General features: G+C 69.0%; 20 protein-coding genes. 15 read left to right on the top strand and 5 right to left on the bottom strand.

The features are described 5' to 3' along the window. Positions 1-62: 62 nt before the first annotated feature. Both OG456_RS08120 and OG456_RS08115 read right to left on the bottom strand, forming a co-directional pair. On the bottom strand, positions 63-1,007 hold the full coding sequence (locus OG456_RS08120) for a cyclase family protein (RefSeq protein ID WP_266558667.1): 945 nt from the start codon (positions 1,005-1,007) through the stop codon (positions 63-65). A 3-nt stretch (positions 1,008-1,010) separates the two neighbouring features. After that, positions 1,011-2,831, bottom strand: coding sequence for a glycoside hydrolase family 15 protein (locus OG456_RS08115; RefSeq protein ID WP_266558666.1), 1,821 nt, complete (start codon positions 2,829-2,831; stop codon positions 1,011-1,013). Positions 2,832-3,421: 590 nt separating this feature from the next. Between OG456_RS08115 and OG456_RS08110 the strand changes: the two genes are divergently transcribed. After that, positions 3,422-3,832, top strand: coding sequence for a hypothetical protein (locus tag OG456_RS08110; protein WP_266558665.1), 411 nt, complete (start codon positions 3,422-3,424; stop codon positions 3,830-3,832). Between the two features lie 389 nt (positions 3,833-4,221). Here OG456_RS08110 and OG456_RS08105 read toward each other — a convergent pair whose 3' ends face one another. Both OG456_RS08105 and OG456_RS08100 read right to left on the bottom strand, forming a co-directional pair. Next, complete coding sequence (locus tag OG456_RS08105; RefSeq protein ID WP_266558664.1) at positions 4,222-4,998, bottom strand: IclR family transcriptional regulator; 777 nt, start codon at positions 4,996-4,998, stop codon at positions 4,222-4,224. A gap of 10 nt (positions 4,999-5,008) precedes the next feature. Further along, positions 5,009-5,434 carry a MarR family winged helix-turn-helix transcriptional regulator gene (locus OG456_RS08100; RefSeq protein ID WP_266558663.1) on the bottom strand — a complete coding sequence of 142 codons (426 nt, stop codon included), beginning with the start codon at positions 5,432-5,434 and terminating at the stop codon, positions 5,009-5,011. Positions 5,435-5,679: 245 nt separating this feature from the next. Between OG456_RS08100 and OG456_RS08095 the strand changes: the two genes are divergently transcribed. From OG456_RS08095 to OG456_RS08035, 13 genes are all read left to right on the top strand, one after another. Then, positions 5,680-6,636: an SDR family NAD(P)-dependent oxidoreductase gene (locus OG456_RS08095; RefSeq protein ID WP_266558662.1), complete on the top strand. Its 957-nt coding sequence runs from the start codon at positions 5,680-5,682 to the stop codon at positions 6,634-6,636. Further along, positions 6,633-7,520, top strand: a complete 888-nt coding sequence (locus OG456_RS08090; protein WP_266558661.1) for an amidohydrolase family protein — start codon at positions 6,633-6,635, stop codon at positions 7,518-7,520. The genes OG456_RS08095 and OG456_RS08090 overlap by 4 nt, the downstream gene beginning before the upstream one ends. 11 nt (positions 7,521-7,531) lie before the next feature. Beyond that, complete coding sequence (locus tag OG456_RS08085; RefSeq protein ID WP_266558659.1) at positions 7,532-9,019, top strand: long-chain fatty acid--CoA ligase; 1,488 nt, start codon at positions 7,532-7,534, stop codon at positions 9,017-9,019. A gap of 71 nt (positions 9,020-9,090) precedes the next feature. Next, positions 9,091-9,546, top strand: a complete 456-nt coding sequence (locus OG456_RS08080; protein ID WP_266558657.1) for a MaoC family dehydratase — start codon at positions 9,091-9,093, stop codon at positions 9,544-9,546. Positions 9,547-9,599: 53 nt separating this feature from the next. Beyond that, entirely contained in the window at positions 9,600-10,811 is a 1,212-nt protein-coding gene (mgt, locus tag OG456_RS08075) for a macrolide-inactivating glycosyltransferase (RefSeq protein WP_266558655.1), read from the top strand. Positions 10,812-10,938: 127 nt separating this feature from the next. Next, positions 10,939-13,191 (top strand): bifunctional glycosyltransferase family 2 protein/CDP-glycerol:glycerophosphate glycerophosphotransferase, encoded by a 2,253-nt coding sequence (locus tag OG456_RS08070; RefSeq protein ID WP_266558653.1) that lies wholly within the window; start codon positions 10,939-10,941, stop codon positions 13,189-13,191. Between the two features lie 22 nt (positions 13,192-13,213). After that, entirely contained in the window at positions 13,214-15,442 is a 2,229-nt protein-coding gene (locus OG456_RS08065; RefSeq protein ID WP_266558651.1) for a bifunctional glycosyltransferase family 2 protein/CDP-glycerol:glycerophosphate glycerophosphotransferase, read from the top strand. A 51-nt stretch (positions 15,443-15,493) separates the two neighbouring features. Beyond that, positions 15,494-17,737: a bifunctional glycosyltransferase family 2 protein/CDP-glycerol:glycerophosphate glycerophosphotransferase gene (locus tag OG456_RS08060; RefSeq protein ID WP_266558649.1), complete on the top strand. Its 2,244-nt coding sequence runs from the start codon at positions 15,494-15,496 to the stop codon at positions 17,735-17,737. After that, positions 17,734-19,377 carry a hypothetical protein gene (locus tag OG456_RS08055; protein ID WP_266558647.1) on the top strand — a complete coding sequence of 548 codons (1,644 nt, stop codon included), beginning with the start codon at positions 17,734-17,736 and terminating at the stop codon, positions 19,375-19,377. Before OG456_RS08060 ends, OG456_RS08055 begins: the two co-directional genes overlap by 4 nt. 93 nt (positions 19,378-19,470) lie before the next feature. Beyond that, positions 19,471-20,910: a hypothetical protein gene (locus tag OG456_RS08050; RefSeq protein WP_266558645.1), complete on the top strand. Its 1,440-nt coding sequence runs from the start codon at positions 19,471-19,473 to the stop codon at positions 20,908-20,910. 4 nt (positions 20,911-20,914) lie between these two features. Further along, the gene (locus OG456_RS08045) at positions 20,915-23,041 is read left to right on the top strand and encodes a N,N-dimethylformamidase beta subunit family domain-containing protein (RefSeq protein ID WP_266558643.1); all 2,127 of its coding nucleotides are present in this window, start codon (positions 20,915-20,917) and stop codon (positions 23,039-23,041) included. Positions 23,042-23,089: 48 nt separating this feature from the next. Then, positions 23,090-23,539, top strand: a complete 450-nt coding sequence (locus OG456_RS08040; protein WP_266558641.1) for a hypothetical protein — start codon at positions 23,090-23,092, stop codon at positions 23,537-23,539. 58 nt (positions 23,540-23,597) lie between these two features. Then, positions 23,598-24,221 carry an acyltransferase gene (locus tag OG456_RS08035; protein WP_266558639.1) on the top strand — a complete coding sequence of 208 codons (624 nt, stop codon included), beginning with the start codon at positions 23,598-23,600 and terminating at the stop codon, positions 24,219-24,221. 36 nt (positions 24,222-24,257) lie between these two features. On the opposite strand, the gene OG456_RS08030 is transcribed toward OG456_RS08035, so the two are convergent. After that, the gene (locus tag OG456_RS08030) at positions 24,258-25,226 is read right to left on the bottom strand and encodes a glycosyltransferase family 2 protein (RefSeq protein WP_266558637.1); all 969 of its coding nucleotides are present in this window, start codon (positions 25,224-25,226) and stop codon (positions 24,258-24,260) included. Positions 25,227-25,370: 144 nt separating this feature from the next. Between OG456_RS08030 and OG456_RS08025 the strand changes: the two genes are divergently transcribed. Beyond that, the gene (locus OG456_RS08025) at positions 25,371-25,763 is read left to right on the top strand and encodes a GtrA family protein (RefSeq protein WP_266569116.1); all 393 of its coding nucleotides are present in this window, start codon (positions 25,371-25,373) and stop codon (positions 25,761-25,763) included. Positions 25,764-25,765 lie beyond the last annotated feature (2 nt).

Raw genomic sequence — 25,765 nt, 5'->3', positions numbered from 1 at the left:
TCCTACGGTGTACTTGCCTGATCCCCAGACGCCCATGGCCACCACGACCGCCGGCACCGGGGTCACAGGACGGCGATCGGGTTGACCGGCGACCCGGTGGCGTCCGGCAGTCTCAGCGGGGCGATCACGCAGAGGAACGTCCAGCGCCCCTCCGCCTCGCAGACCGGTACCAGGTCCTCGAACTGCAGGTAATCCAGCAAGTGAAGGCCCATGGCGTGGACCGCCAGCACATGCACGGGGAAGTCGACGCCCTCCGTGGAACTCGGGGCGGTGTCGTTGTTCCCGTCGCCGCCGAGCACGGCGACCCGCCGGTCCGCGAGGAACTCCAGCGCGGACGGGTGGAGACCGGCGCGCTCATGTGCCGCGTGCCACGGCCCGAGCTCGGCGCGGCGTCGGCGGTGGCCGACGCGGACGAAGAGCAGGTCGCCTTCTGTCACGCGGAGGCGTTGGGCGGTCTCGGCGGCGGCGAGGTCGTCGACGGTCACGTGGTCACCCGGTTCGAGCCAGGGCACGCCGCGCAGCCGGGGGATGTCCAACAGCACGCCGCGTCCGACGATCCCGTCGCGCGCCGCCTCGATGGAGAGTCTCGTCGCCCCGCCCGCTGTGACGCTGCTCGCGGACACCCCGCCGTGCAGTGTGCCGTCGTAGATCACGTGGCAGAGGGCGTCGATGTGGCTGTCGGCGTCGCCGTGCACGTTCATCGCGAAGCGGTCCATCGCGAAGTGGAGCCCGCTGGAGGTGTCTTCCTCCGGCTGCCCGCTCATCCGGTGCTCGGCGGGCTCCGGATTGTCGGGGCCGGGCTGAGTTTCCACCGGCGCGGCGAGCGTGACCGTCCGGCCGGTCCGCACCTCGCGGGTCGCGGCCAGCACCCGGGCAGGGGTCAGCGCGGTCAGAGCACCCCGGTCGCCTGCGGCCCAGGCGGTGCGCGAGCGCAGGTGCCGGTACAGCACGGCGAACTCGTCGGCGGTCAGCCGTGACGGTTCTGCCGGACGGGCAGGCGTGACCACGGGTCAGCGCCCGCTCTCCGCGTCGAGCGCCTCGTCGAGAGTGGTGGCCGCCATGATGAGCGACAGATGCGTGAACGCCTGCGGGAAGTTGCCCAGTTGCTCCCCGCTCGGACCGATCTCCTCTGCGAAGAGCCCGACGTGGTTGGCGTGGGTCTGCATCTTCTCGAAGGTGTAGCGGGCCTGGGGCAGCCGTCCCGCACGGGCCAGCGCGTCGACATAGAGGAAGGTGCACAGACTGAAGGTGCCCTCCGAGCCGCGCAGCCCGTCCGGCGATGCCGCCGGGTCGTAGCGGTAGACGAGGCTGTCGGAGACGAGCTTGCGGTCCATCGCGTCGAGGGTGGCGAGCCAGTCCGGGTCCCGGGGGGCGATGAAGTGGACCCTCGGCATGAGCAGCAGGGAAGCGTCCAGGACGTCGCCGCCGTAATGCTGGACGAAGGCACCCTCCTGCTCGCTCCAGCCGCGCTCCATGACCTGCTCCAGGATGGTGTCCCTCGCGCTGCGCCACTTCACCACGTCGGCGGGCCTGCGGAAGTGCTCGGCCAGGCGCAGCCCTTGGTCGAAGGCGGCCCAGGACATCACCCGGCTGTAGGTGAAGTCCTGGCGGCCGCCGCGGGTCTCCCAGATGCCCTCGTCCGGGCGGTCCCATGCATCGGCGAACCAGTCCAGCGTCCTGGCCAGAGCCTTCCATCCCCGGTAGGTGGCCTGCTGCGCGACCTCGCGGCCCTGGGACAGCGCGTAGAGGGCCTCACCGTAGATGTCCAGCTGGAGCTGGTCGGCGGCGCCGTTGCCGATGCGGACGGGGGAGGAGCCGCGGTAGCCCTCGAAGTGATCGAGTGTCTCCTCGGGCAGGTCGGGGTCGCCGTCGACCCGGTACATCGTCTGGAGCGGCTCTTCTCCCTCGCCCTCGCGCTCCTGCAGCCTGTCGACCAGCCAGTGGACGAAGGCGGTGGCCTCCTCGGCGAAGCCGAGGTCCAGCATGGCGCGCACGGACAGCGCGCTGTCGCGTACCCAGGTGTACCGGTAGTCCCAGTTGCGTTCTCCGCCGACCTGCTCGGGCAGGCCCATGGTGGCCGCCGCGACGAGGGCGCCGGTGGGGGCGTAGGTGAGGAGCTTGAGGGTGATGGCCGAACGGTGCACCAGCTCGGGCCAGCGGCCCCGGTAGCGGGACTGGCGCAACCACTCCTGCCAGAACTGGCCGGCGTCGTAGAGCTGTGCGGTGACCCCATCGATGGTGAGGGGTGCGGGTGCCTCGCCGCCGGACGCGCAGACGGTGAACACGACGCCGCCCGACTCGCCCTCGCTCAGCGTCACCCTGCCGCGTACGTCCTGGCCGTCCCGCTCCAGCGGGAAGGAGGCCTGCAGGTGCGCGTCCATCCCCGGGGACCGGAAAAGGCCGGTCTTCTCGCCGAGCTCCAGCTGGTGCTCGGCCCGGCCGTAGTCGAAGCGCGGGCGGCACTCGAGCGTGAAGTCGACGGTCCCCCGCACGGCCCGCACGACGCGTATCAGGGTGTGGCGGTCGGTGGCGGTACGGGTCCGGTCCGGAGGCATGAAGTCGACCACCTCGCCCACCCCGTCCGGTGACATGAACCGCGTCACCAGAACGGCCGTGTCGGGGTAGTAGAGCTGCTTGCGGGTCGTGTCGGGGTGCTCGGCGGCCAGGCGCATGTACCCACCGTCGTCGTGGTCGAGCAGGGCGGCGAAGATGCTGGGAGAGTCGAACCGGGGAGCGGCGAACCAGTCCACGACACCCTGCGACGAGACGAGCGCGGCAGTCTGCAGATCGCCCACCAGGCCGTGTTCGGCGATGGGAGGGTAGCGGTCCATGACTGCTCCGAAGTCTCGGCAGAGCCCCCTGCCCCCACTATCAGCCACGCGGGTGGCCCTTGCGCGTCGAAGAGTCGACGACCGCTCGCCCATGGTGGCCGGCGGGACGACGGTCCGCCGGCCGGCACCAGCACTCTTTCGGCGCAACGGTGACCTGCCGCAGGCCCGCCACAGCCAGGGGCCTCGGCCGGGCGACCCGAGCGACCTGAGGCGCTGGAGCCGAGCACCGCGCCCGGCTTGCCGCCCCCTTCGGGAGTCGCCGGCCGGAGTCGGCCGATCACAGGGGAGAGGGTCCGGGTGAGCCAGGTGAACAGGCCCGGCGATCTCACCGGCAGGAACGTGTTGCGCTTGACCGGGTCGATGCGGGGCCGCACGCTCCCGTTGGGAGGGTCGGCGCCGCAGGCCGCACCACGTCGGCGCCCGACGGCACCGACAGGGCGGACCGAGGAGGCCACGCGTGCAGCAAAGCCGCACTGGACGGCAACTGACCCTCCGCCACGGCACGCACAGTGCCGTCATCGTAGAGCTGGGAGCGGCCGTCCGGTCCTACGCGGTACATCACCCCGGGCGCCGCGTTCGTCGACCAGGCGGTGCTGACCGTCCCCGCACGGACATGGCTGCGCACCGATGAGCGCGGGCTGCCGGTGGCCGCCGAGCCGGTCGCCGGGACCGAGTACGACCTGCGAACGCCACGCGCTGTCGGTGCGCTCCGGCTGGACACCCCTTTCGCTGACCTCGACCGGGACGTGGACGGTCGGGCCGTGGTGCGTCTGGCCCACCCGTCGGGTGCGTTCGGTACGGACGTGTGGCTGGGGGAGGGTGCCGATTACGTACAGCTCTACACCGGCGACACTCTGCCGCCGGAGGGGCGCCGTCGAGCGGTCGCCATCGAGCCGATGACCTGCCCCCCGGACGGCTTCCGCAGCGGCACCGGGCTCGTCACCCTCGGCCCCGGCGAGCAGCACACCGTCCGCTGGGGGATCACGCCGTGGGAAGAGTGACGGCGCCGTCACGGTCCCCGACCTGATCCTCGCCGGGCCGAGGACCACCATGCGGGACCTGCCGGGGATTCGCCGCAGCCGCTGCTGTGGTCGGGCAGGATCGCCACCGCCGTGGGCCGTGCCGTTCCCACCTCGATCCGGTCACGGGAGGCAGCACGCCACTGCCCCGGCCGGGAGACATGGCCGTCCTGCCGGCCCCGGGCCGACGGGGTTCCGAGAGTCCGGCACAGTAGGGCGGCCGTCGGCTCTCGGCCGCCCGAACCCCGGCTTTCCCGGCGGGCCGTACCTGGGACCGCGACGCACACGGCCCGACGCACACGGCCCGACTCACCGGTGTCCGCGCGCGTCACTTGCTTGGACACCGGCCGCCGCGGTCTCCCCCTGACTCCTCAGGGCCGCCAGCCCAGGGTGCGCGAGATGCCCCGGGCGGCGAGTCGTACGGCCGGGATCAGCGAGTGCGGCTGTGTCCCGGCCGAGGGGACCACGAGCGAGACCGCGGCCACGACGTCGCCCCCAGGCCCGCGCACGGGTGCGGCCACCGAGACCGCGTCGTCCGTGATCTGACGGTCCGCCACCGCGCAGCCGGCGCGCCGCACCTCGGCCAGGGCGCGGCGCAGCCGGACGGGGTCGGACAGGGTGTGCGGGGTGAAGGCGGCGAGCGGGCCCCCGCAGACCTGGTCCTGGAAGGCCCTCGCGCTGTGGGCGAGGAGGACGAGTCCGACGCCCGTCGCGTGCAGCGGCCAGCGCGCTCCGACCCGGCTGCGCACGCCGACCGCGTGGCGGCCGGACAGCCGCTCGATGTAGACGACGTCGAGGCCGTCGCGCACCGCGAGGTGCACGTTCTCGTGGGTCGCCTCGTAGAGGTCCTCGAGGAAGGGCAGCGCGGCCTCGCGCAGGGCGGGGCCGCGCGGGGCCAGCGCCGCGAGTTCCCAGATCCGCAGCCCGACGTGGTAGCTGCCCGCCGCGTCGCGCTCCAGGGCGCCCCACGCGGTGAGCTCGCCCACCAGGCGGTGGGCGGTGGCCAGCGGCAGTCCGGCCCGGCGGCCTATCTCGGTGAGGGACAGCGCGGGTCTGCGGTGGTCGAACGCGCCGAGCACCGCCAGCAGCCGCTCGGCCGCGGAACGGCTGCGCGCCACGCCCGCGGAGTCCTGCGACGGCTCGGTCATGTCCGCCGGGTCAGCCCCGGTCCGCTTCCGCGACCCGCGCCAACAGGGACTGCAACGTGGCCCGTTCGCCGGGGGTGAGGGGTGCGAGCAGTTCGTCGGTGACGCGCCGGCTGCCCTTGTCGGTGTCGCGCAGGACGTCCTTGCCCCGGTCCGTGAGGGCGACGATGCGGCTGCGCCGGTCGCCCGGCGCGGGTCCCCGCTCCACCAGGCCGAGTTCCTGCAGATCGTCCACGAGGCTCACGATGGCGCTCGGGTCGTAGCCGAGCCGGTCGCTCAGCTCGCGTTGCAGGGCGCCCTCCACGGTGGCGAGGTAGCGCAGCAGCGCGTAGTGCCGCAGCCGCAGGCCGAACTCTTCGAGCGTGGCGTTGAACAGCCGGCCCGAGTGCAGCCCGAGCCGGTAGAGGAGGTAGCCGGTGTCGGCGTGCAGCGCGCGCATCCAGGGCGCGTCTTCGTCAGCGATGTCGGGGATGTCGGGCTCCGGGGTCGGTCCGTGCGGGCACGGGGGTGCGTGAGGTCGGCTCCAGCATGAAGGACTTAAAGGCTCCCGGCAACTATTGACGACAACAATGATTGGTCTTAGCGTCCTTCTCGTCGGCCGGTACGGATTGAGCGGATCGGATCTCCTCGGCCGCCTTCTCCCCTCCACGTACCTGTTCACGCCACCGGAAGGGCGCAGCCGCAATGTCTGACGCGTCATCAGCACCATCGACCTCCCTGGACGGAAAGGTCGCCGTCGTCACCGGAAGCGGCCGCGGACTCGGCCTCGCCTACGCCGTCGCACTCGCCCGGTCCGGGGCGAGCGTCGTCGTCAACGACATCGACGAGGACGTCGCGGCGCAGGCCGTCAAGGTGATCACCGAGGCCGGCGGACGGGCCGTCGCCGAGGTCGTCCCCGTGGGCACCACCGAGGCCGCCGAGTGCCTGGTCGGCCGGGCCGTCTCGGAGTTCGGCCGGCTTGACGTCATGGTCACCAACGCCGGAATCCTGCGCGACAGGGTGCTGTGGAAGATGACCGACGACGACTTCGATGCCGTCGTCACCACGCACCTCAGGGGCACCTTCACCTGCGCCCGTGCCGCAGCCGTGCGCATGCGTGAGCAGGGCGAGGGCGGCAGCCTGGTGCTCGTCGCCTCCCCGGCCGGCCAGCGCGGCAACTTCGGGCAGACCAACTACGCGGCGGCCAAGGCCGGGATCGCGGCAATGGTGCGCACCTGGTCCATGGAGCTGGCCCGCGCGGGCGTCACCGTGAACGCCGTCGTGCCGGTCGCCGCCACCGCGATGACCGAGACCATCCCCGCGTTCGCCCCGTACGTCGACGCCCTGCGCGGCGGCGAACCGCTGCCCGGCTTCCTGCGCAAGGGCGAGGGCTTCGGCACACCGGAGGACTGCGCCGCACTCGTGCCCTTCCTCGCCTCCGAAGCGGCCCGGGACGTCACGGGCCAGTGCATCGGCATCGGCGGCGACAAGCTCGCCCTGTGGTCGCACCCGCAGGAGGTGTCCGTCGCCTACGCGGACGGCGGCTGGAGTCCGCGGACCATCGCCGAGACCTGGCACACGTCGGTCGGGCGCGAACCGCAGACCGTCGGCATCCCCGCGCCCCGCCTCCCGAAGGCGCCCGAGGGCGTGATCCCGGCATGAGCGGCATCGACGTGGCGCGACTCACCGCGATCGACGTCCACACGCACGCCGAGGTGTCGTCCAAGGGACGGTCCTCGCTGGACGACGAGCTGCACGCCGCGTCCAGCACCTACTTCAAGGTCGAGGGGAACCGGAAGCCCACCCTCGAGGAGACCGCCGCCTACTACCGCGAGCGGCGGATGGCCGCCGTCGTCTTCACCGTCGACGCCGAGTCGGCCACCGGCACCGAGCCCGTCCCCAACGAGGAGGTCGCCGAGGCCGCGTACGCCAACCCCGACGTGCTGATCCCGTTCGCGAGCATCGACCCCTTCCGGGGCCGCGCCGGGATCCGGCAGGCCCGGCGCCTGGTCGAGGAGTACGGGGTGCGCGGCTTCAAGTTCCACCCCAGCATCCAGGGCTTCTTCCCCAACGACCGTATGGCGTACGGCCTTTACGAGGTGATCGAGGAGACCGGCGCCGTCGCTCTCTTCCACACCGGCCAGACCGGCATCGGCGCGGGCGTGCCGGGCGGTGGCGGCATCCGCCTGAAGTACTCCAACCCGATGCACGTGGACGACGTCGCCGCCGACTTCCCCCATCTGAAGATCATCCTCGCGCACCCGTCGTTCCCCTGGCAGGACGAGGCCCTCGCCGTCGCCACGCACAAGCCCGGGGTGCACATCGACCTCTCCGGGTGGTCGCCGAAGTACTTCCCGCAGCAGCTCGTCCAGTACGCCAACACCCTGCTGAAGGACAAGGTGCTGTTCGGCTCGGACTACCCGGTCCTCACCCCCGACCGCTGGCTCGCCGACTTCGCGAAGCTCCCGATCAAGGACGAGGTCAGGCCGAAGATCCTCAAGGAGAACGCCGCCCGGCTGCTCGGACTCGCCGATGCCGGTTCCTGAAAGGCCATTTGATGCGCAATGAGGGACTGGGGTCGTGGCCCGCACGCCGGGCCCGCAAGACCCCGCACCGCACCGCACTGATCCACGGCACCACCACCGTCACCTACGCCGCACTGCACGAGCGCACCACCCGGCTCGCCCACGCCCTGCGGGCGCTCGGCGTCCGGCGCGGTGACCGGGTCGCCTATCTCGGCCCCAACCACCCCTCGTTCCTGGAAGCACTGTTCGCCACCGGGCTCCTCGGTGCGCTCTTCGTGCCGCTCAACACCCGGCTCGCCGACCCCGAACTCGCCTTCCAGATACGGGACTCCGGAGCCACGGTGCTGCTGCACGCCGCCGCGAGGGGCGGTGACCTGCCGGGCGTCCGTACCGCTGTCGAGGCGGACGGGCCGGCCTACGAGGGCCTGCTGGCCGCCGCCCCGGTCCTCCCGATCGACGAGCAGGTCGGCCCCGACGACGTAGGCATCATCATGTACACCTCCGGGACGACGGGCCGCCCCAAAGGCGCCATGCTCACGCACGGGAACCTCACCTGGAACGCCGTCAACGTCCTGGTCGACCAGGACCTGATCGCCGACGAGATCGCGCTCGTGGCGGCGCCGCTCTTCCATACCGCCGGCCTGAACATGCTCACCCTGCCCGTTCTGCTCAAGGGCGGCAGCTGTGTCCTGGTGGGATCGTTCGACGCGGCGGCGACCCTGGAACTCGTCGAGCGCCACCGGGTCACCTTCATGTTCGGCGTCCCGACGATGTTCGACCAGCTCACACGGCAACCGAACTGGCCGGACGCCGACCTGTCGTCGCTGCGGATGCTCAGCTGCGGCGGCTCGCCCGTCCCGACCCCGCTCATCGCGGCCTACCAGGACCGCGGCCTCACCTTCCTGCAGGGCTACGGGATGACCGAGGCGGCGCCCGGCACCCTCTTCCTCGACGCCGAGCACGCCGTCAGCAAGGCGGGCACGGCGGGCGTGCCGCACTTCTTCAGCGACGTACGCGTGGCGCGCCCCGATCTCGCGCCGGTGGAGCCGGGCGAGACGGGTGAGGTCCTGGTGCGCGGGCCGCATGTCATGCGCGGCTACTGGGGCCTGCCCGGCGAGAGTGCCGCCGCGTTCGCCGACGGGTGGTTCCGGACGGGGGACGCCGCCCGGATCGACGCGGACGGCTATGTCACCATCGTCGACCGCTTCAAAGACATGATCATTTCGGGCGGCGAGAACATCTACCCCGCGGAGGTCGAGGACGCCTTGCTCGCCCACGCGGACATCGCGGAGTGCGCGGTCATCGGCGTACCCGACGAGAAGTGGGGTGAGGTCGGCAGGGCGGTCCTCGTCGCCCGCGAAGGCAGCGCGCCCGACCCGCACGAGGTCCTCGGGTCGCTGTCCGGCCGCCTGGCCCCCTACAAGATCCCCAAGTCGGCCGTCGTCGTGGACGCCCTGCCCCGCACCGCGTCGGGGAAGCTCGTCAAGGCCGACATCCGCCGCCTGCACGGCACTTCATGACCCCTGAACGCCCTGTCCCTGTCTCTGCCCCACATCGCACCCGCATCAGCACGCATCGAAGGAGCCCCCTCATGGGCATCACCGTCAACGGCCTGGCCGAACTGAAGAAGCTCGCCGGCAGCGACCTCGGCACCAGCGAGTGGATCGATGTCACCCAGGAGCGGATCGGCACGTTCGCCGACGCCACCGGCGACCACCAGTGGATCCATACCGACCCCGAGCGTGCCAAGGAAGGCCCCTTCGGCGCGCCCATCGCGCACGGCTATCTCACGCTCTCCCTCTTCATCCCGATGTTCACCGAGCTCCTCGACGTGGAAGGCGTCACCACCAAGGTCAACTACGGCCTGAACAAGGTCCGTTTCCCCGCCCCCGTGCCGGCGGGCTCCCGCATCCGCCTGGCCGCGCGCCTCGCCGGAGTCGAGGACGTGCCGGGCGGCGTGCAGATCACGGTCGACGGCACCGTCGAGATCGAGGGAGCGGCCAAGCCTGCCTGCGTCCTGCAGAGCGTCTCGCGGTTCTACGCGTAGCGGCGGCCGAATATAAGTTGTACGAGACGTCTCGTCTCACTTACGGTGGCGTCATGACCGCCCCCAGGAACGCCCATATCGCCATGTTCTCCATCGCAGCCCACGGGCACGTGAACCCGAGCATCGAGGTGATCAGGGAGCTCGTCGCCCGTGGGTATCGCGTGACGTACGCGATCCCGCCGCAGTTCGCCGAGAAGGTCGCCGAGACCGGGGCCGAGCCGAAGATCTGGCACTCGACGCTGCCCACCGACGACGACCCGGACGCGTGGGGCACGGAGCTGATCGACCACCTCGAACCCTTCCTCACCGACGCGATCCAGGCGCTGCCGCAGCTCATCGACCTCTACGAGGACGACGAGCCGGACCTCGTCCTCTACGACATCACCGCCTACCCCGCCCGCGTCCTGGCCCACCGCTGGAACGTCCCGATCGTGCAGTTCTCACCGAACCTCGTGGCCTGGGAGGGCTACGACGAAGAGGTCGGCAAGCCGATGTTCGAGCCGCTGAAGCAGACGCCGCGCGGCAAGGCGTTCTACGAGAACTTCGAGCACTGGATCCGGTCGAACGGGATCGACCGTTCCGTCGAGGACTTCATGGGTCGCCCCGACCGCTGCCTCGTCCTCATCCCCAAGGCGCTCCAGCCGAACGCCGACCGGGTCGACGAGAGCCGCTACACCTTCGTCGGCGCCTGCCAGGGCGAGCGGGCGGCGCAGGGCGAGTGGCAGCGCCCGGCCGGTGCGGAGAAAGTCCTCCTCGTCTCGCTCGGTTCGTCCTTCACCAAGCAGCCCGCCTTCTACCGCGCCTGCGTCGTGGCCTTCGGAGACCTGCCCGGCTGGCATGTGGTGCTCCAGATCGGCAAGTTCGTCGACGAGGAGGAGCTCGGCGAGATCCCCGCGAACGTCGAGGTGCACCACTGGGTGCCGCAGCTGGCGATCCTCAGGCAGGCCGATGCTTTCATCACGCACGCGGGCGCGGGCGGCAGTCAGGAGGGCCTCGCCACCGCGACGCCGATGGTCGCGGTCCCGCAGGCCGTCGACCAGTTCGGCAATGCCGACATGCTCCAGGGGCTCGGCGTCGCACGCCACGTACCGATGGAGGAGGCCACGGCCGGGACTCTCCGGGAGGCCGTACTCGCCGTGGCGTCCGACCCCGAAGTGGCGCGCCGCCTCCAGGAGATCCGCGCGGACGTGGCGGGCGAGGGTGGCACGGCCCGCGCGGCCGACCTGGTGGAGGCGGCGGGCAGGACGATTGCCCGCCAAGGGTGAAGGGGACGCAGGCGTTGACGGGGGACCCCTGATCACCCAGGGTCCCCCGTATGCCATATCTGGCGTAACTTCGGACGCTATGGGTCGTTTTCGGGCAATATGCCGCTGACGACCCATGGATGGCCCTTTGCCACGGTTCAGTGTGATTGTCCCCGCGTACATGGTGCAGGCATATCTGCATGAATGCCTTGAATCCGTCCTGGAGCAGCCCTTTACGGATCTTGAGCTGATCGCGATCGACGACTGCTCTCCGGACGGCAGTGGAACGATCATCGACGAGTTCGCGGCCTGGGATCCGCGCGTGCGCGCCGTCCATCTGACGGAGAACGTGGGTCTCGGCCGAGCCCGCAACGCGGGGCTCGAACGCGCCACCGGCGACTATGTGATCTTCCTCGACAGCGACGACTCCCTCGCCCCTGACGCGCTGCACGCGATCTCGGACCGGCTCAAGAACGCGGACGGCCCCGACGTCCTGGTCTACGACTACGTACGGTCGTACTGCACCGGGAGGACGGCCCCCGACGCGGTCACGGCCCAACTCTCCGAGGAGGGCCCGGCGGCCTTCACCCTGGACGACAGGCCAGGCCTGTTGAGAGTCCTGCACGTCGTCTGGAACAAGGCGTACAGCCGTGAGTTCCTGGAGCGTGCGGGTTTCACCTTCGCTCCCGGCTACTACGAGGACGTCTCCTGGACCTATCCGGTGCTGGTGACCGCGGAGTCGATCGCGGTGCTCGACCGGGTCTGCGTGCGGTACCGGCAGCGCAGACAAGGGGCGATCACCTGTTCTCCCGGGCGCAGGCACTTCGAGATCTTCGACCAGTACGACCGGGTCTTCGCCTACCTGGACGCACACCCGGAACTGGCGCGCTGGCGGCCCTTCGTCTTCCGCCGGATGCTCGACCACTTCAGCACGGTGTTCACCGTGCGCGACCGGCTGCCGCGCGGCAGCCGCGCCGAGTTTCTGCGCCGGGCCCGCACCTACAGCCGCCGCTACCGCAGCCCGGGCGCGACTCCCCGCACACGCACCAGAATCCGGCACGCCCTGGTACGCCTGGGCGCGCACCGCAGCTACCTCGCCCTGTACTTCGCACGAGCCCTCCAGCGACACGTCCGCCGCGCCGCCGTCGCCGCATACGGTGCCGTCAGGGCGGCCGCGCTCCAGATCCACTACCGCATCCAACGGCTCCTTCCGCTGCGCGAGAACGACGCGGTGTTCTCCGCCTACTGGGGCCGCGGCTACGGCTGCAACCCGGCGGCGATCGAGGCGAAGGTCCGCGAACTGGCGCCCGGCATCCGCACCGCCTGGATCGCCGGCCCCGCACACCACCACACGATCCCGCCGGCCACCCGTCGCCTCACCCCCGGCTCGGCCGCGTACTGGACGGCGCTGGCCCGCTCCAAATACCTGGTCAACAACGTCAACTTCGACCGAAGACTCGTCAAAGCCCGAGGCCAGGTGTTCCTGCAGACCCAGCACGGCACCCCGCTCAAGCACATGGGCCTCGATCTGCTCGACCGGCCAGCCGCCGTCGGCGACGCCGACGTCCGGCGCATGCTCGCCAACTGCGACAAGTGGGACTACGTCCTGTCCGCGAACCGGCATTCCACGCTCGTCTGGGAGCGGGTCTACCCCGCTGCGTACACCACGCTCGAGTACGGCTATCCGCGCAACGACATCTACCAGCACGCCACCGGCAAGGACGTGGCCCGGCTGCGCGAGACGCTGGGCATCCCACGGGATTCCGTCGCGATCCTGTACGCCCCCACACACCGGGACTACCGCCGCACCCAGCGCCCCGCGATCGATCTGGAGCGCATGCTGCGCTCACTCGGTCCCAGCTTCACGGTGCTCACCCGCGCCCACCACCTGTCCGGCACTCCGCTCGTGGAGAAGGGCTCGTCCCGGCTGGTCGACGTCTCGGACCACCCCTGCGTCGAATCCCTGTGCCTGGCGAGCGACGCCTTGGTCACGGACTACTCCTCACTGATGTTCGACTACGCCAACCTGGACCGCCCGATCGTCGTGTACGCCGACGACCGGGCGGCCTACGAGGCGGCCCGCGGCACCTACTTCGACCTCTGGAGCTTCCCGCCCGGCGCGGTCGCCACCCGTGAGGAGGAGCTGATCGACATCTTCGCGACCGGCGAGTGGCGCAGCCCGCGCTCCGCCCAGCGGCGCGCCGCGTTCCGGAGTCGCTTCTGCCCGTACGACGACGGAGGCGCCGCGGAGCGCGTCGTGCGGCATGTCCTCCTCGGGGAGACAGCGGGTCTGCCGTCCGTCGTGCCGTTGGAGGAGCGGAACCCGGCGCCGGCCCCGTCGGCATCCGGTCCGCGGCAGGAGCCGGAGGCAACCGTGACTCTGCCGACCAGCGCCGCCTGAACGCCCACCGAAGGAGGATGCGTTGCCCCGCTTCAGTGTTGTTGTTCCTGCCCACGACGTGCCGGGCCGGCTGCCCGACTGTCTTGATTCGGTGCTCGGCCAGGCCTTCGCCGACTTCGAGCTGATCGCCGTCGTCACCGCCCCGGAAGGGCTGTGTGCCTCGATCGTGGCCGCACATGCGGCCCGGGATCCGCGGATCAAGGTGCTGCACTCGCCACCGGGCGACGGCCTGCCGGGCGCACGCAATGCGGGAATCGCCTGCGCCGAGGGCGATTTCCTGCTCTTCCTCGACGGCGACGACACGCTGGTGGCCGACGCTCTGGGAGTCCTCGACGCCCGGCTCACCGAATCCGAAGAGCCCGATCTGCTGCTCTTCGACCATGAGCGGGTGCACTGGTTCGACGGCGGCAGAGGGGCGACCCTCGAGCGGCTGTGGCAGGACGCCCCGGCCGGGACCTTCACGGTGGAGCAGCACCCCGCGTTGCCCGATGTGCTGGTGCCCGCATGGAGCGCGGCCTATCGGCGCGACTTCGTGTCCCGGCACGAACTGGCCTTCGTGCCAGGGATGTTCACCGACATGGTGTGGAGCGTACTGGCCGCGCTGCGAGCCGAGAGGATCGCGCTGCTCGACCGGATCTGCGTCCGCCATCTGCTGCGCCGCCAAGGCAGCCGGAACACGATCCCCGGCCCCCACCACATGGATCTGCTCGACCAGTTCGACCTGGTGATGCGCCGGGCGGCGGAGCTCAAGCCGGACACGGCGCTGCTCGGCAGCGTCTTCCACCAGTTGGTGTGCGGGGTGCTCAAGACCGCGGCGTCCCCCGGGCAGCTGCCGAGCCCGGCGCTGCGGCGACGGTTCTTCCGGCAGGCCGCCCGGCTCTACCGTCGGCACCGCCCCGCGGGCCACCGCCCGTCAGGAGGCAGCGTAGGGCTGCAACACGCGTTGCTGGCTTCCCGCTCGTACACGGCATTCCGCGCGTTGCGCGGCACAAAGCACCGCCTGGGCAGCGTGGCGCGGCTGGTCCGACGGCTCCTCAGGAGACTGCGGAAGCGGAGCAGCAACCCGTACGGGGCCTTCCTCAGAAGGCCGGTCGACGAGAACCTCGCTGTCTTCTCCTCGTACTGGGGCCGCGGCTACACCTGCAACCCCGCCGCTGTCCACGCGGCGGCGCGGCGTCTGGCCCCGCATGTCAAGACGGTCTTTCTGGCGACGAAGGACCACGCGGGACAGATGCCGGACGACGTGGAGTGCGTGGTGATCGGAAGCGCCCGCTACTGGGAGGTGATGGCCACCGCCAAGTACACCTTCAACAACGTCAACTTCGAGATGTCGGTCAGGAAGCGCCCCGGCACCGTCCACGTGCAGACCCAGCACGGCACCCCGCTCAAGCGCATGGGCGTGGACCAGGTGGAGTTCCCTGCGGCGGCCGCCGCCGCCGGCTCGCTCGGCAAGCTCCTGCAGCGCGTCGACCGCTGGGACTTCAACCTCTCCTCGAACCGCCACTCCACCGAGGTCTGGGAGCGGGCCTACCCGGGCGAGTACGAGAGTCTGGACATCGGCTATCCGCGCAACGACGCGTTCTACAGGTCGACGGCCGAGGACGTGGCCGCGATCCGGCGCCGCCTCGGCGTCCCCGAGGACCGGATCGCGGTGCTGTACGCGCCGACCCACCGCGATTACCGCACGGACTTCCTCCCCCAGCTGGACCTCGCCGCGTTCTGCGAGGCGCTCGGCGATCAGTTCGTGGTGCTGCTGCGGGCCCACCACTCCTACGAGGGGGCCGCGGGTCTCGAAGGGATGCTGCGCTCCGGCGCGTTGATCGACGTGACGGAGCACCGTTCGCCCGAGGAGGTGTGCCTCGCCGCGGACGCGCTGATCACGGACTACTCGTCGATCATGTTCGACTACGCCAACCTCGACCGCCCGATCGTCGTGTACGCCGACGACTGGGACGTCTACCGGGAGACGCGGGGCGTCTACTTCGACCTGCTCGCCGCGCCGCCGGGACCGGTGGCCCGTACCCAGGACGAGCTGGCGCGGATCTTCCGCAGCGGTGAGTACGACGGCGAGGCCGCGGCCCGGCTGCGTGGTGCGTTCCGTGAGCGGTTCTGCGAATTCGACGACGGGCTCGCCGCGGAGCGGGTGGTGCGCCGGGTGCTGCTCGGTGAGCCGGCCGAGGCCCTGCCGCCGATCGTTCCGCTGGGCGAACGCGTTCCGGCCCCGGCTGCTGCCCGCGTTCCGCACCACTGACCCGTCCGAACCGCACGCCCACCCCCATCCGTCACGACCGTGGAAGAGCCCGTGCCTCGTTTCAGCGTCATCGTCCCCGTCTACAAGGTTCAGGGCTACTTGCGCGAGTGCCTCGACTCGATCCTGACGCAGTCCTGCACCGACATCGAGGTCATCGCGGTCGACGACTGCTCACCCGACAACTGCGGCAGCATCATCGACGAGTACGCGGCGCTCGACGCCAGGGTCACCGCGGTCCACCTGCCGGAGAACGTCGGCCTCGGCCGTGCGCGCAACGCGGGGGTCGGCTACGCGACCGGCGACTATCTGCTCTTCCTCGACAGCGACGACAGCTATACACCCGGAGCGCTGCGAGCCATCGACGAGAGGCTCACCGTCACCGACGACCCGGACGTTCTCGTCTTCGACCATGTGCGCACGCACTGGTGGGGCCGTGGTGGCAGGAGCATGACGGCGGATCTGCTCGCCTCCGCGGGCACGGACACATTCGACATCGTGAGCAGTCCCCAGTATCTGCATCTGTTCCTGGTCGCCTGGAACAAGGCCTACCGTCGCGACTTCTTCACCGGCCACGGATTCACCTACCGGGAGGGTCTCTACGAGGACGCTCCGGTCACCTATCAGGCGTTGATGTGCGCCCGCCGCATCGCCTGCCTCGACCGGGTGTGCGTCCAGTATCTGCAGCGCAGGCGTGGCGCGATCACACGCACCCCGGGACGCAGGCATTTCGACATCTTCGCGCAGTACGCGGGGTTGTTCGCGTTTCTCGACGAACACCCGGAGCTGAACGGGTCGAGGCCGCTCCTCTTCGAGCGGATGATCAACCACTTCCTGGCGACGCTGCCGCTCGGTGAGCGAGTGCTGCCCGAGGACCGGGCCGCCTTCTACCGGGAGACCGTGAGGTTCTATCGCCGCTACAAGCCGGACGGTTTCACCCCTCCGCACGACGCCTACCGCACCCAGTGGCGCCTCCTCCCCGGCAGCCCGTACCCCCTGTTCCAGGCCTGCGTGCTGGCCGAGCGGCTGCGGAAGGCGTCCCTCCGCAAGAAGGGCGAGCTGCGCGGGAGGACCACCCGGCCGATCAAGCGGACCATCGCCCGGACCCAGCGCCGGCGACCGCTCGATCCGAATCTCGCCGTGTACTCGGCCTCCTGGCACCGCGGTGTGCTCGGCGATCCGGCGGCCATCCATGACGCGGCCCGGATGCTGGCCCCGCACATCCACCCGGTGTGGGTGGTGCGGCCGGACGACGTGGAGCGGCTGCCGGCAGGCATCGACCACGTTGCCCCGGACACAACGCGCTACCACCGAGTGATGAGCCGCGCCACGTATTTCGTCAACGACGTCGACTGGACACACGGCCTGGTGAAGCGCCCGGGGCAGATCCATGTGCACACCCACCAGGGGACACCACTGGGCCACATGGGCGTCGACCTGCTCGGCCGCCCGGCCGCGAGATATCACGTCGATGTCCGTGCGGCGCTCCGGCGTGCCGACCGCTGGGACTTCAGCCTGGTCTCCAGTCCGTACGCGCAACAGATCTGGGACCGCGCCTATCCCTGTCAGTTCACCTCAGTTCCGACCGGCGCCCCGCGCAACGACGTGCTGGTCAGGGGGGACGCGTTGCGGACGGTCGCCGTGCGCAAGCGGCTCGGTGTCCCGGACGGCAACACCGTGGTGCTCTACGCCCCGACCTGGCGCGGCCACCGCAAGTCGCACGTGCCGCGGCTCGACTTCGAGCACCTGGTGCGGGAGCTGGGGCCGACGGTCACGCTGCTCGTCCGGTTGCACCCGAGGGACGCCAAGGCCGAGATCCGTGGTCTGCAGCTGCGCGACCTCCAGCGGCGCGGGCTGCTCCTCGACGTCACCGACGAGCCGTCCGCACAGGACATGATGCTCGTCTCCGACGCCCTGCTCACCGACTACTCGTCCCTGATGTTCGACTACGCCAACACGGATCGCCCGATCATCGTCCATGGCGATGACTGGGCGGCGTACCAGGCGGCCCGCGGCGTCTACTTCGATCTGCCGGCCGAACCACCGGGCCATGTCTCCACCAGCACCGACGAGTTGACGGATCTGTTCGCCTCCGGGGCATGGCAGGACGCGCGCTCCGCCGCTCTTCGCGCCGCCTTCCGCCGGCGGTTCTGCGCGTACGACGACGGGCACGCGGCCGCCCGGGTGGTCTCCCTGATCATGCTCGGCCGTGAGTACCCCCCGTCCTCCATTCCTCAGCAGGACGCACGAAGGCTCCGCGGCGGCGCGCATCCCGCTCTCCCGGACGGCTCACGATGACCACGGCCGCGGCCGCCGCCACCGCCCCGCCCTTCTCCTCACCTCTCGCTCGCCGCTCCGGTCCGCACGCCCAGGAGATCTCCGCCATGTCAGTCACCCGGCCCCGTTCCCGGCTCAGGTCCTCAGCGGCGGCTGTGAAGGCCCAGGAGCTGTGGTCGCACGTACCGTCGGCGCTGCGGTTGCCGCTCGCCGTCTTCCTCTCCTGCCAGGCCTGTTACCTGCTGTGGTGGATGGCGTTCCACCCGGGCCTGATCGACTACGACGCACTCGCCTACACCTGGCAGGTCACCACCGACCACTGGATCTCCAATCACTCGGTCCTCTACAACTCCCTGCTCTGGCTGTCCCTCAACACCACTGGAGGCTTCGGGGCGCTGACGCTGCTGCAGACGATCGCGATGTCCGCGGTGCTCGGCTACACGTGCGCGAGCCTGCGCACACTCGGCGTACGCGGACGGTGGAGCGCACCGGCCGCGCTGGCCTGCGCGGCGGCTCCGCCGCTCGGTGTGTTCACCGTCTACGTCGGGAAGGACGTGCCGTTCACGATCTGTGCGGTACTGGCTTTCGCCGTGACGGTACGACTGGTGGGCAGGCGGCTGCGGGGGAGCTGGAACGGCCGTCTGCGACGCTCCGAACTCCTGCTGCTGTGTGTCGCGTTCCTCGGAATCAGCCTCTTCCGCAACAACGGCTTCCCCGTTGCCGTGATCGCCGGGCTGAGCCTCCTTCTGGTGCTGCCCGGGGCCCGGCGCCTGATCGCCGTACTGGTCACGGTCACCACTGCCGTGACATTGACGCTGATGCTCGTGGTCTATTCGGCGGTCGGCGTCCAGAAGCCGCCCAGGACGCTCGTCTACAACCTCCACTACGCCGACCTGGCGGTGACCTACGCGCAGGCGCCGGGCTTGTTCACCCAGGACGATCTGCGGCTGATGTCGCGGGCGGCACCGCTCTCGGACTGGCGTACGACCGGAGCCACTTGCTTTGCCTCCGACCCGCTCTACCGGAAGCTGAACAGGCACGTCACCGACCAGCTCACCGAACCACTCGTGCAGTTGTGGTGGCGCACCCTGCGCAAGGCCCCACAAAAGGTGATGGGTGCACGGATCTGCCGAGGGCACATCGCCTGGGCCGTCTTCCCCGGTCCGCAGGATCAAGGCGGCAGGACGTACAACTCCCTCAACTGGGTGAACCCGACGTTCTACAAGTGGTACCCGGAGATGAGGACCAGCCCGTACCGCCAGGCGTCTCAGCCGCACCCCCCGTCCCAAGCCCTCCGTGACGTCGGCGTCTTCGCGTATGCCGCCTCCCGCGTTCCGCAGCTGGAGTGGCTCCTGTGGCGCGGCGCGATCTGGTGCTACGCCACCTACGTGCTCGTCACCCGGCTCACCCGGGCCCGCGGCTGCCGCGCTCTGTTCGCCCTGGCAGGCGTCACCTTCGGCACTCAGTTCACCGTATTCGTCGCGACCCCCTCGCCGTGCTTCCGCTACATGGCGGCCCCCATGTTCATCGGCGTGCTCTGCCTGTCACTCATTCCCGCGCTGCGCGGTGCCGCACGTCCCGTCGTCCCGCCGCCGGCGTCCAGAGCGACGCCCTCCACTGCCTCGGACACCTCACCGAAGAACGTGGAGTACACCCAGTGAAAAGCACGCTTAGCAGCTGAAACCGAACGTTGTCCGAACGCCCAGGAGATCTCCGTTTACCCCCGACAGCAAGTCCGTTCCGGCCGGTCCGAGATGAAGACGGTCACGAAGGTCCCGGCCCTCTGGTCGCGCGTACCTCAAGCACTGCGGTTGCCGCTGGCCGTCTCCCTCTCGTGCCAGGCCTGCTACCTGCTGTGGTGGGCGGCCTTCTACCCGGGTCTGATGAGCGTGGACTCGGTGGCCTACACGTGGCAGGTCACCACCGACCACTGGCGCTCGGACCACTCGGTGCTCTACAACGCGCTGGTCTGGCTGACCCTCAACATCACGGGGGATCTCTCCGCGCTGACGCTGCTGCAGACGATCGCGATGTCCGCCGTGCTCGGCCTCACGTGCGCAAGCCTGCGGACACTGGGGGTGCGGGGGCGGTGGAGCGCACCGGTCGCGGTGCTCTGCGCAGCCGCTCCACCGCTCGGGTCCTTCGTCGTCTTCGTGTGGAAGGACGTCCCGTTCACCATCTGCGCGGTGCTGCTCTTCGCCGTGTCGGCGCAACTGCTGGGCAGACGTTTGCACGGCACGTGGAACGGCCGCATGCACGGCTCGGAGCTCTTGCTGCTGTGCACCGGGCTCCTGGGCGTCGACCTCTTCCGCAACAACGGCTTCCCGATGTCCGTGATCGCGTCGCTGGCCCTGCTCCTGGCACTGCCCGGAGCCCGGCGCCTGATCGCCGGGCTTGCCGCCTCCGCCACGGCCCTGACGCTGCTGCTCATGCTCGTGGTCTATCCGGCGGCCGGCGTCGAGCGGCCGAGCAGGACATTCGTCTACAACCTGAACTACGCCGACCTCGCGGTGGCCTACGCGCAGGCCCCCGGCCTGTTCACCCCGGCCGACCTGCGGCTGATGGCCAGGGTGGCGCCGCTCTCGACCTGGCGCGGCGCCGGCACCAACTGCTACGTGTCCGACGTTCTCTACTACAACCCTTCGGTGAACCGGACCGTGGCCGACCGGCTCACCGAACCGCTGGTGCGGTTGTGGTGGCGCGTCCTGCGCACGGCCCCCGAGCAGATCTTCGGCGCGCGGCTGTGCCGAGCGCACATCGCCTGGGCCGTCTTCCCCGGACCGCGGGACAAGAGCGCCAGGACATGGACGTACGGCACCTCGATCCCCGCCGACCTGTGGGGTTTCCGCCAGATCCAGGACAGCCCGTACCGGCCGGTGCTCAAGGCCCGACCGCTGTCCCAGGCCCTCAACCACGCCGCCACCTTCGGCCGTTCCGCCTTCCGCGTCCCCCAGCTCGAGTGGCTCTTCTGGCGTGGCGCCACCTGGAGCTACGCGACGTACGTGCTCGTCGCCCTGTTCACCCGGGCCCGCCGCTGCCGCCCCTTGCTCGCCCTGACGGGCGTCACCCTCGGCGTGCAGCTCACCGTGCTCGTGGCCAATCCCGCGCCGTGCTTCCGCTATATGGCAGCGCCGCTGTTCATCGGCGTTCTCTGCCTCTCGCTGATCCCCGCCCTACGGGCCTCGACCCGATGAGATCGTGTCGATTCTTGCACGTGGACCTATCGCGCACGACTATGCCCACGGCGGTTTATCTGAAAGGGCATCCAAAGACATGACCTACGACCCTCAACAGCGGTTCTTGAGCTTGGTGCCCGGCGGCAACGGAATTATGTACGCGATTCAGACCGACGGAAATCTGTATTGGTATCGGCATATCAACTGGACGACGGGCACCCCCGCCTCCTGGGCGAATTCTGGCTCCCCTCGACTCATCGGCACCGGATGGCAGAAATTCCGTTTCGTCCTGGCCGCCGCCGACGGGCAGGTCTTCGCCTTCCTGCCGAACGGGGATCTTATCTGGTACCGATACATTCTGTCCGACCTCAACACCGGTGCCGGGAGCTGGCACTCGGCAAGCGGCAGTCGCATCGGTACCCAGTGGAATTTCCCGCGCGTCATCGGTGGGTGGAACAACGTCTTCTATGCACAGGACGGCAACGGAGACCTTCGTTGGTACAAATATACCGGTACCAACGGCTCCTTCAGTTGGGCGCCGAATTCGGGTGCCAAGATCGGCTCGCAATGGCAGCCCTACACCCAGCTGTTCGCCGATCCGAACGGCGTTATTTTCGGAACACGGCACGGCAGTGCGCTCAGCTGGTTCCGCTATCTCGGTACAACCGGATCTTTCAACTGGGCGAATGGTGGCGTGCCGGTTGACACCACCATTCTGGGGCCGTTCGAGAGAGGGCTCTTCTCCAATGGTTCCGGTGCCGTGTACAAGATCAACACGAACACCGCCAACCCGCCGGGCCCCGACAACCAGCTCCAGTGGTACCGCCTGCTCAACTCCGAGACCGTCAATACCAGCGGCGTTCAATGGGCGGGCGGATCCGGCGCCGTGGTCGGCACGGGTTTCACCCGCGAGAATTCAGCAGCGCTGCAGGGATATCCGACGTCTGTATCCACTCGACAGGGCACGAATCTCGACATCCACGTGTCCACGACGTTTCCTTCGTACACCTCGTCCACTGTTCGTCTCGCTCCTGCCTCCGGTGCCCCCGTCACAGTCACCCCGCCCGCCAGTCGGACCGGACAGTTCCAGCTGCTGAAGAGCGGATATCACGCCGCAGGGTGCGGCTGGAATCCGTCCTTCTCGGTGTCCGTGGGGACCGGGACGAGCTGGCCTTCGGGCGTATATGCGTCGCAATTGAAATCGCCCCAGGGCAAAGAACACAACGTGATGTTCGTCGTGCGGCCTTCCTCACCGCAGCGGCAGATCGCCGTCCTGGTACCGACCAATACTTACAACGCCTACAATTTCTGGGGCGGACACAACCAATACACGGCCGGTCAATCCGGTGCGCAGCGGACCGTCACCCTGCAGCGTCCCAATATGGGAACTTCCTGGGACAATTCCTATCTGACGGCTCCCGGAATCATTGACCACCTGCTTTACAGTGACCTGCTGCTGTTTCGATGGATGAGCTCACAGGGCATCCAGTACGACTGCTACGCGGACAATGACCTTCATGCGACGGGTGCCGGCTGGCTGCGGACACCCGCGCAGGGAGGGAATTACAAGGCGCTGGTGCTGACCACCCATCCCGAGTATTTCACCCAAACCGCGCGTGACAACATCGCGGCCTTCCAGAACAACGGAGGCCGCATCATCTACCTGGGTGGGAACGGCATCTACGAACGGATGCAGTACACGCCGGACGGTAACGCGGTCATTTTTCGGCGGGCCAACGGATCGCGCGATGTCTTCGCGGATTCCGGGCAGTCAGAATCACAAATTCTGGGCGTATCGCACTTCCCGCCGACGTATATGTCCTTCGCCCCGTACGAGGTGCGCGACACCGGGAACAATCCTTTCACGGCGGGAACCGGTCTGAGTGTGGGAGACAGCTTTGGCGGAGTCTCCTACGACATTGCCGCCAGCGGCTGGGAAGTTGACCGACTGCAAGCCGCCGTGCCCGGATCCGTACTTATCGCGGAAGGGCTCAACAGTACGGGCGGCGCCGAAATGATCTATGTGCCTCCCGTTTCTCCCAAGGGTTGGGTGTTCACGGCCGGCTCTCTGTCCTTCACCGGCAGCATTCCGTTCGACCCCGCGGTCCAGAAGATCCTGCTGAATGTATTCGCGAAAGCGGTGGCCTAGCGTCTTGGCACGCAAGATCAGGCCCCGCCGACAGGGAGAGGAGAGGACATGAAGGAGACCTCGCGCCGCACCGTACTGGTGGGCGCCGCGGCCGCGATGATTTCGCTGGGCCTTCCCGCATCGACTGCTGGTGCGGAGCCCGGGCAGGAGGAACCGCCGGCCACCGCGAAAGAGAAACGCCCGGCAGCCGGCACCTGCGGAATGCTGGGCAGCGCGGAGGTCTGCGTCACGGCACGAGAAGTCCAGGATGTAACCGGCCTCCAGTACGTCATCACAAATAGCGGCACCCAGCCGATGACCTACTCCCTGTGGTACGAGGACACGACCGGGGGGCCCGAATCAGGCAAGGTCACGGAAACGGTGAAGGCAGGCGAGGTCGCCACCGGTTACTTCTATGGCGCCATCCAGCACTGTTTCACGCTCCATGTGTGCGAAGAGGATGGGACCGCGTGCATCACCCTCGGACCTGTCTGCGGCGAGATTCCGTCCGGCTGGTAGCAAGAACGAACGGGCCAAGTCCCCGAACCCAGAAACCAGTTGGGTCGTTCCACAGCACATGAAGCAGAACAGTGAAGTGGTGCTCGCTCCCGTCAGGATCGCTGCCGGGGCCCAGATCGACGAGTCGGTCGCGCTCGGCCCCGGCACCGCCGTGTGGGAGCTCGCCCAGATCCGTGAGCAGGCCGTGCTGGGCGACAACTGCGTGGTGGGGCGGGGCGCCTATGTCGGCCCCGGCGTCCGGATCGGCAACGGGGTCAAGATTCAGAACCACGCCCTGGTCTACGAGCCGGCGGAGCTCGGCGACGGCGTCTTCGTCGGTCCCGCGGTCGTGCTGACCAACGACCACAACCCGCGCTCGGTCGACCCCGAAGGGCGGCCCAAGCAACGTGACGACTGGGAGCCCGTGAGGGTCACGGTCGCCGAGGGCGCATCGCTCGGGGCGCGATCGGTCTGCGTGGCCCCGGTCCGCGTCGGCCGCTGGGCGATGGTCGCCGCCGGCGCCGTGGTCACACGGGACGTGCCGGACTTTGCCCTTGTCGCCGGGGTCCCGGCCCGTCGCATCGGCTGGGTGGGCCGTGCGGGCCGACGCCTCCGTGAAGTCCCCGACTCGACCGGGATGTGGGAATGCCCGGGCACCGGCGCGCTGCACGCCGAGAACGACGGCGTTCTCACCGAGGTCTGACGCGAAGTCCGCCACGGGGCGAGGCCGCGGCGGGCTTCATCCGGAGCCTGCGATCCCGGCGGTGGCGGCTCGGCGGTCCGGGCTCTCCTGGATATCGAGCATGAGGGCGCCGATGAGAAAGTGAATCCCGGTGAGGAACGGCATGGTCGCCAGCAGGACACTCCCCGCGCTGGCGCTCGCGGGCCCGAGCGTGTGGATCAGTACCCAGGTGCTCGCCGCGCTGCCGAAGGCGATCAGGAACAATCCCGCCAGGAGCAGCAGAGCGATCGGCGAAAAAGAGAAGACGACGTACTTCAGGAGGACGCGTCGCCCGGACCCGCGAGCCAGCTGGCCGATCAATGCCGGAATGACCTTGTGCATCCGCATGGTTGACACCTCATTCCCGTAGACCGCGGGAATGGGGACGTCGCAGGCCGGGATCCGAAGGATGTTCAGATTGATCAGAAGGTCGTTCTCGAATGAGTAGTCCTTGGCCACGCGGTCGAGGTTCAACCGTTCCAGCGCTGCCCGGTGGATCGCGGTGTATCCGTTCTGGGGGTCGAACAGGTGCCAGTACCCGGATGCCAGCTTGGTCATGAAGGAGAGGATGATATTGCCGAGAATCCGGTGTTTCGGCATGCCGCGGTAGGAGTCGCGCGAGTAGAAGCGGTTCGCCTTCGTGAAGAGGGCGGTCCCGTCACAGATCGGAGCCAATAGAGCGGGAAGATAGGCCGGGTCCATTTGCCCGTCGCCCGCCATGACCACCGATACGTCACAGCCCAGCCGTAGTGCTTCCTTGTGCCCGTCGCAGACCGCGCCACCGACTCCGGTATTGGTCTCGTGCCGGATGAGCACCACACGCGGGTCGCCGGCGTCGATCGCCTCGACGGCCGTCGAGTCACTGCTGGCGTCGTCGATCACCACGATATGGTCGACGAAATCGGGCGTGGTGTTGATCGTCCGGGCGATCAACTTTTCCTCGTTGTACGCCGGTACCACAACCGCGACTTTCATATTCTGATACACGGAGAAAAAACCTCTCACGGTTCTTCAATTGGAATGCGTCTGCGACGATGGGTTTGAGCAGGGAGGAAGGTACCAAAAATCGTACGGAATTTGTGGGACGCCGTTCACCGCTTTTCCTCGGCTGATACGACAAGGTTCCTCCTTGTGGGAGGGCTGTGCTACACGATCGATGTCGGGACGCTGGTCCTGCTGCACGGTGGACTTCATATGCCGTTGGCCGGGGCCACCTCACTGGCGTTCGTGACCGTACTGGCGGTCAACTTCGGCCTCAATAGAGCTTTCGTATTTCGCAGCGGCGCAGTGGCCGGACCGGCCTTCGCCAAATACCTGGTGCTCGTCGGACTCAACTACTGCGCAACCGTGGCGACGGTCACCGGGCTGACGGCCCTGGGCATGTCGTACGTAGCGGCGAAGACGACGTCGACCATCGTCAATGCGGTGGTGAACTACGGTGCGTTCCGGTGGTGGGTCTTCAGGTCACCGGGTGCGCGAAGCCCCGGCAGTCCGGGCAGGCCCGCGCCGACCCGGATGCCGTGACC

The sequence above is a fragment of the Streptomyces sp. NBC_01446 genome (genome assembly GCF_026340095.1).
Taxonomy (GTDB): Bacteria; Actinomycetota; Actinomycetes; order Streptomycetales; family Streptomycetaceae; genus Streptomyces; species Streptomyces aureus.
This window is presented reverse-complemented; position numbering and strand designations above follow the sequence as displayed.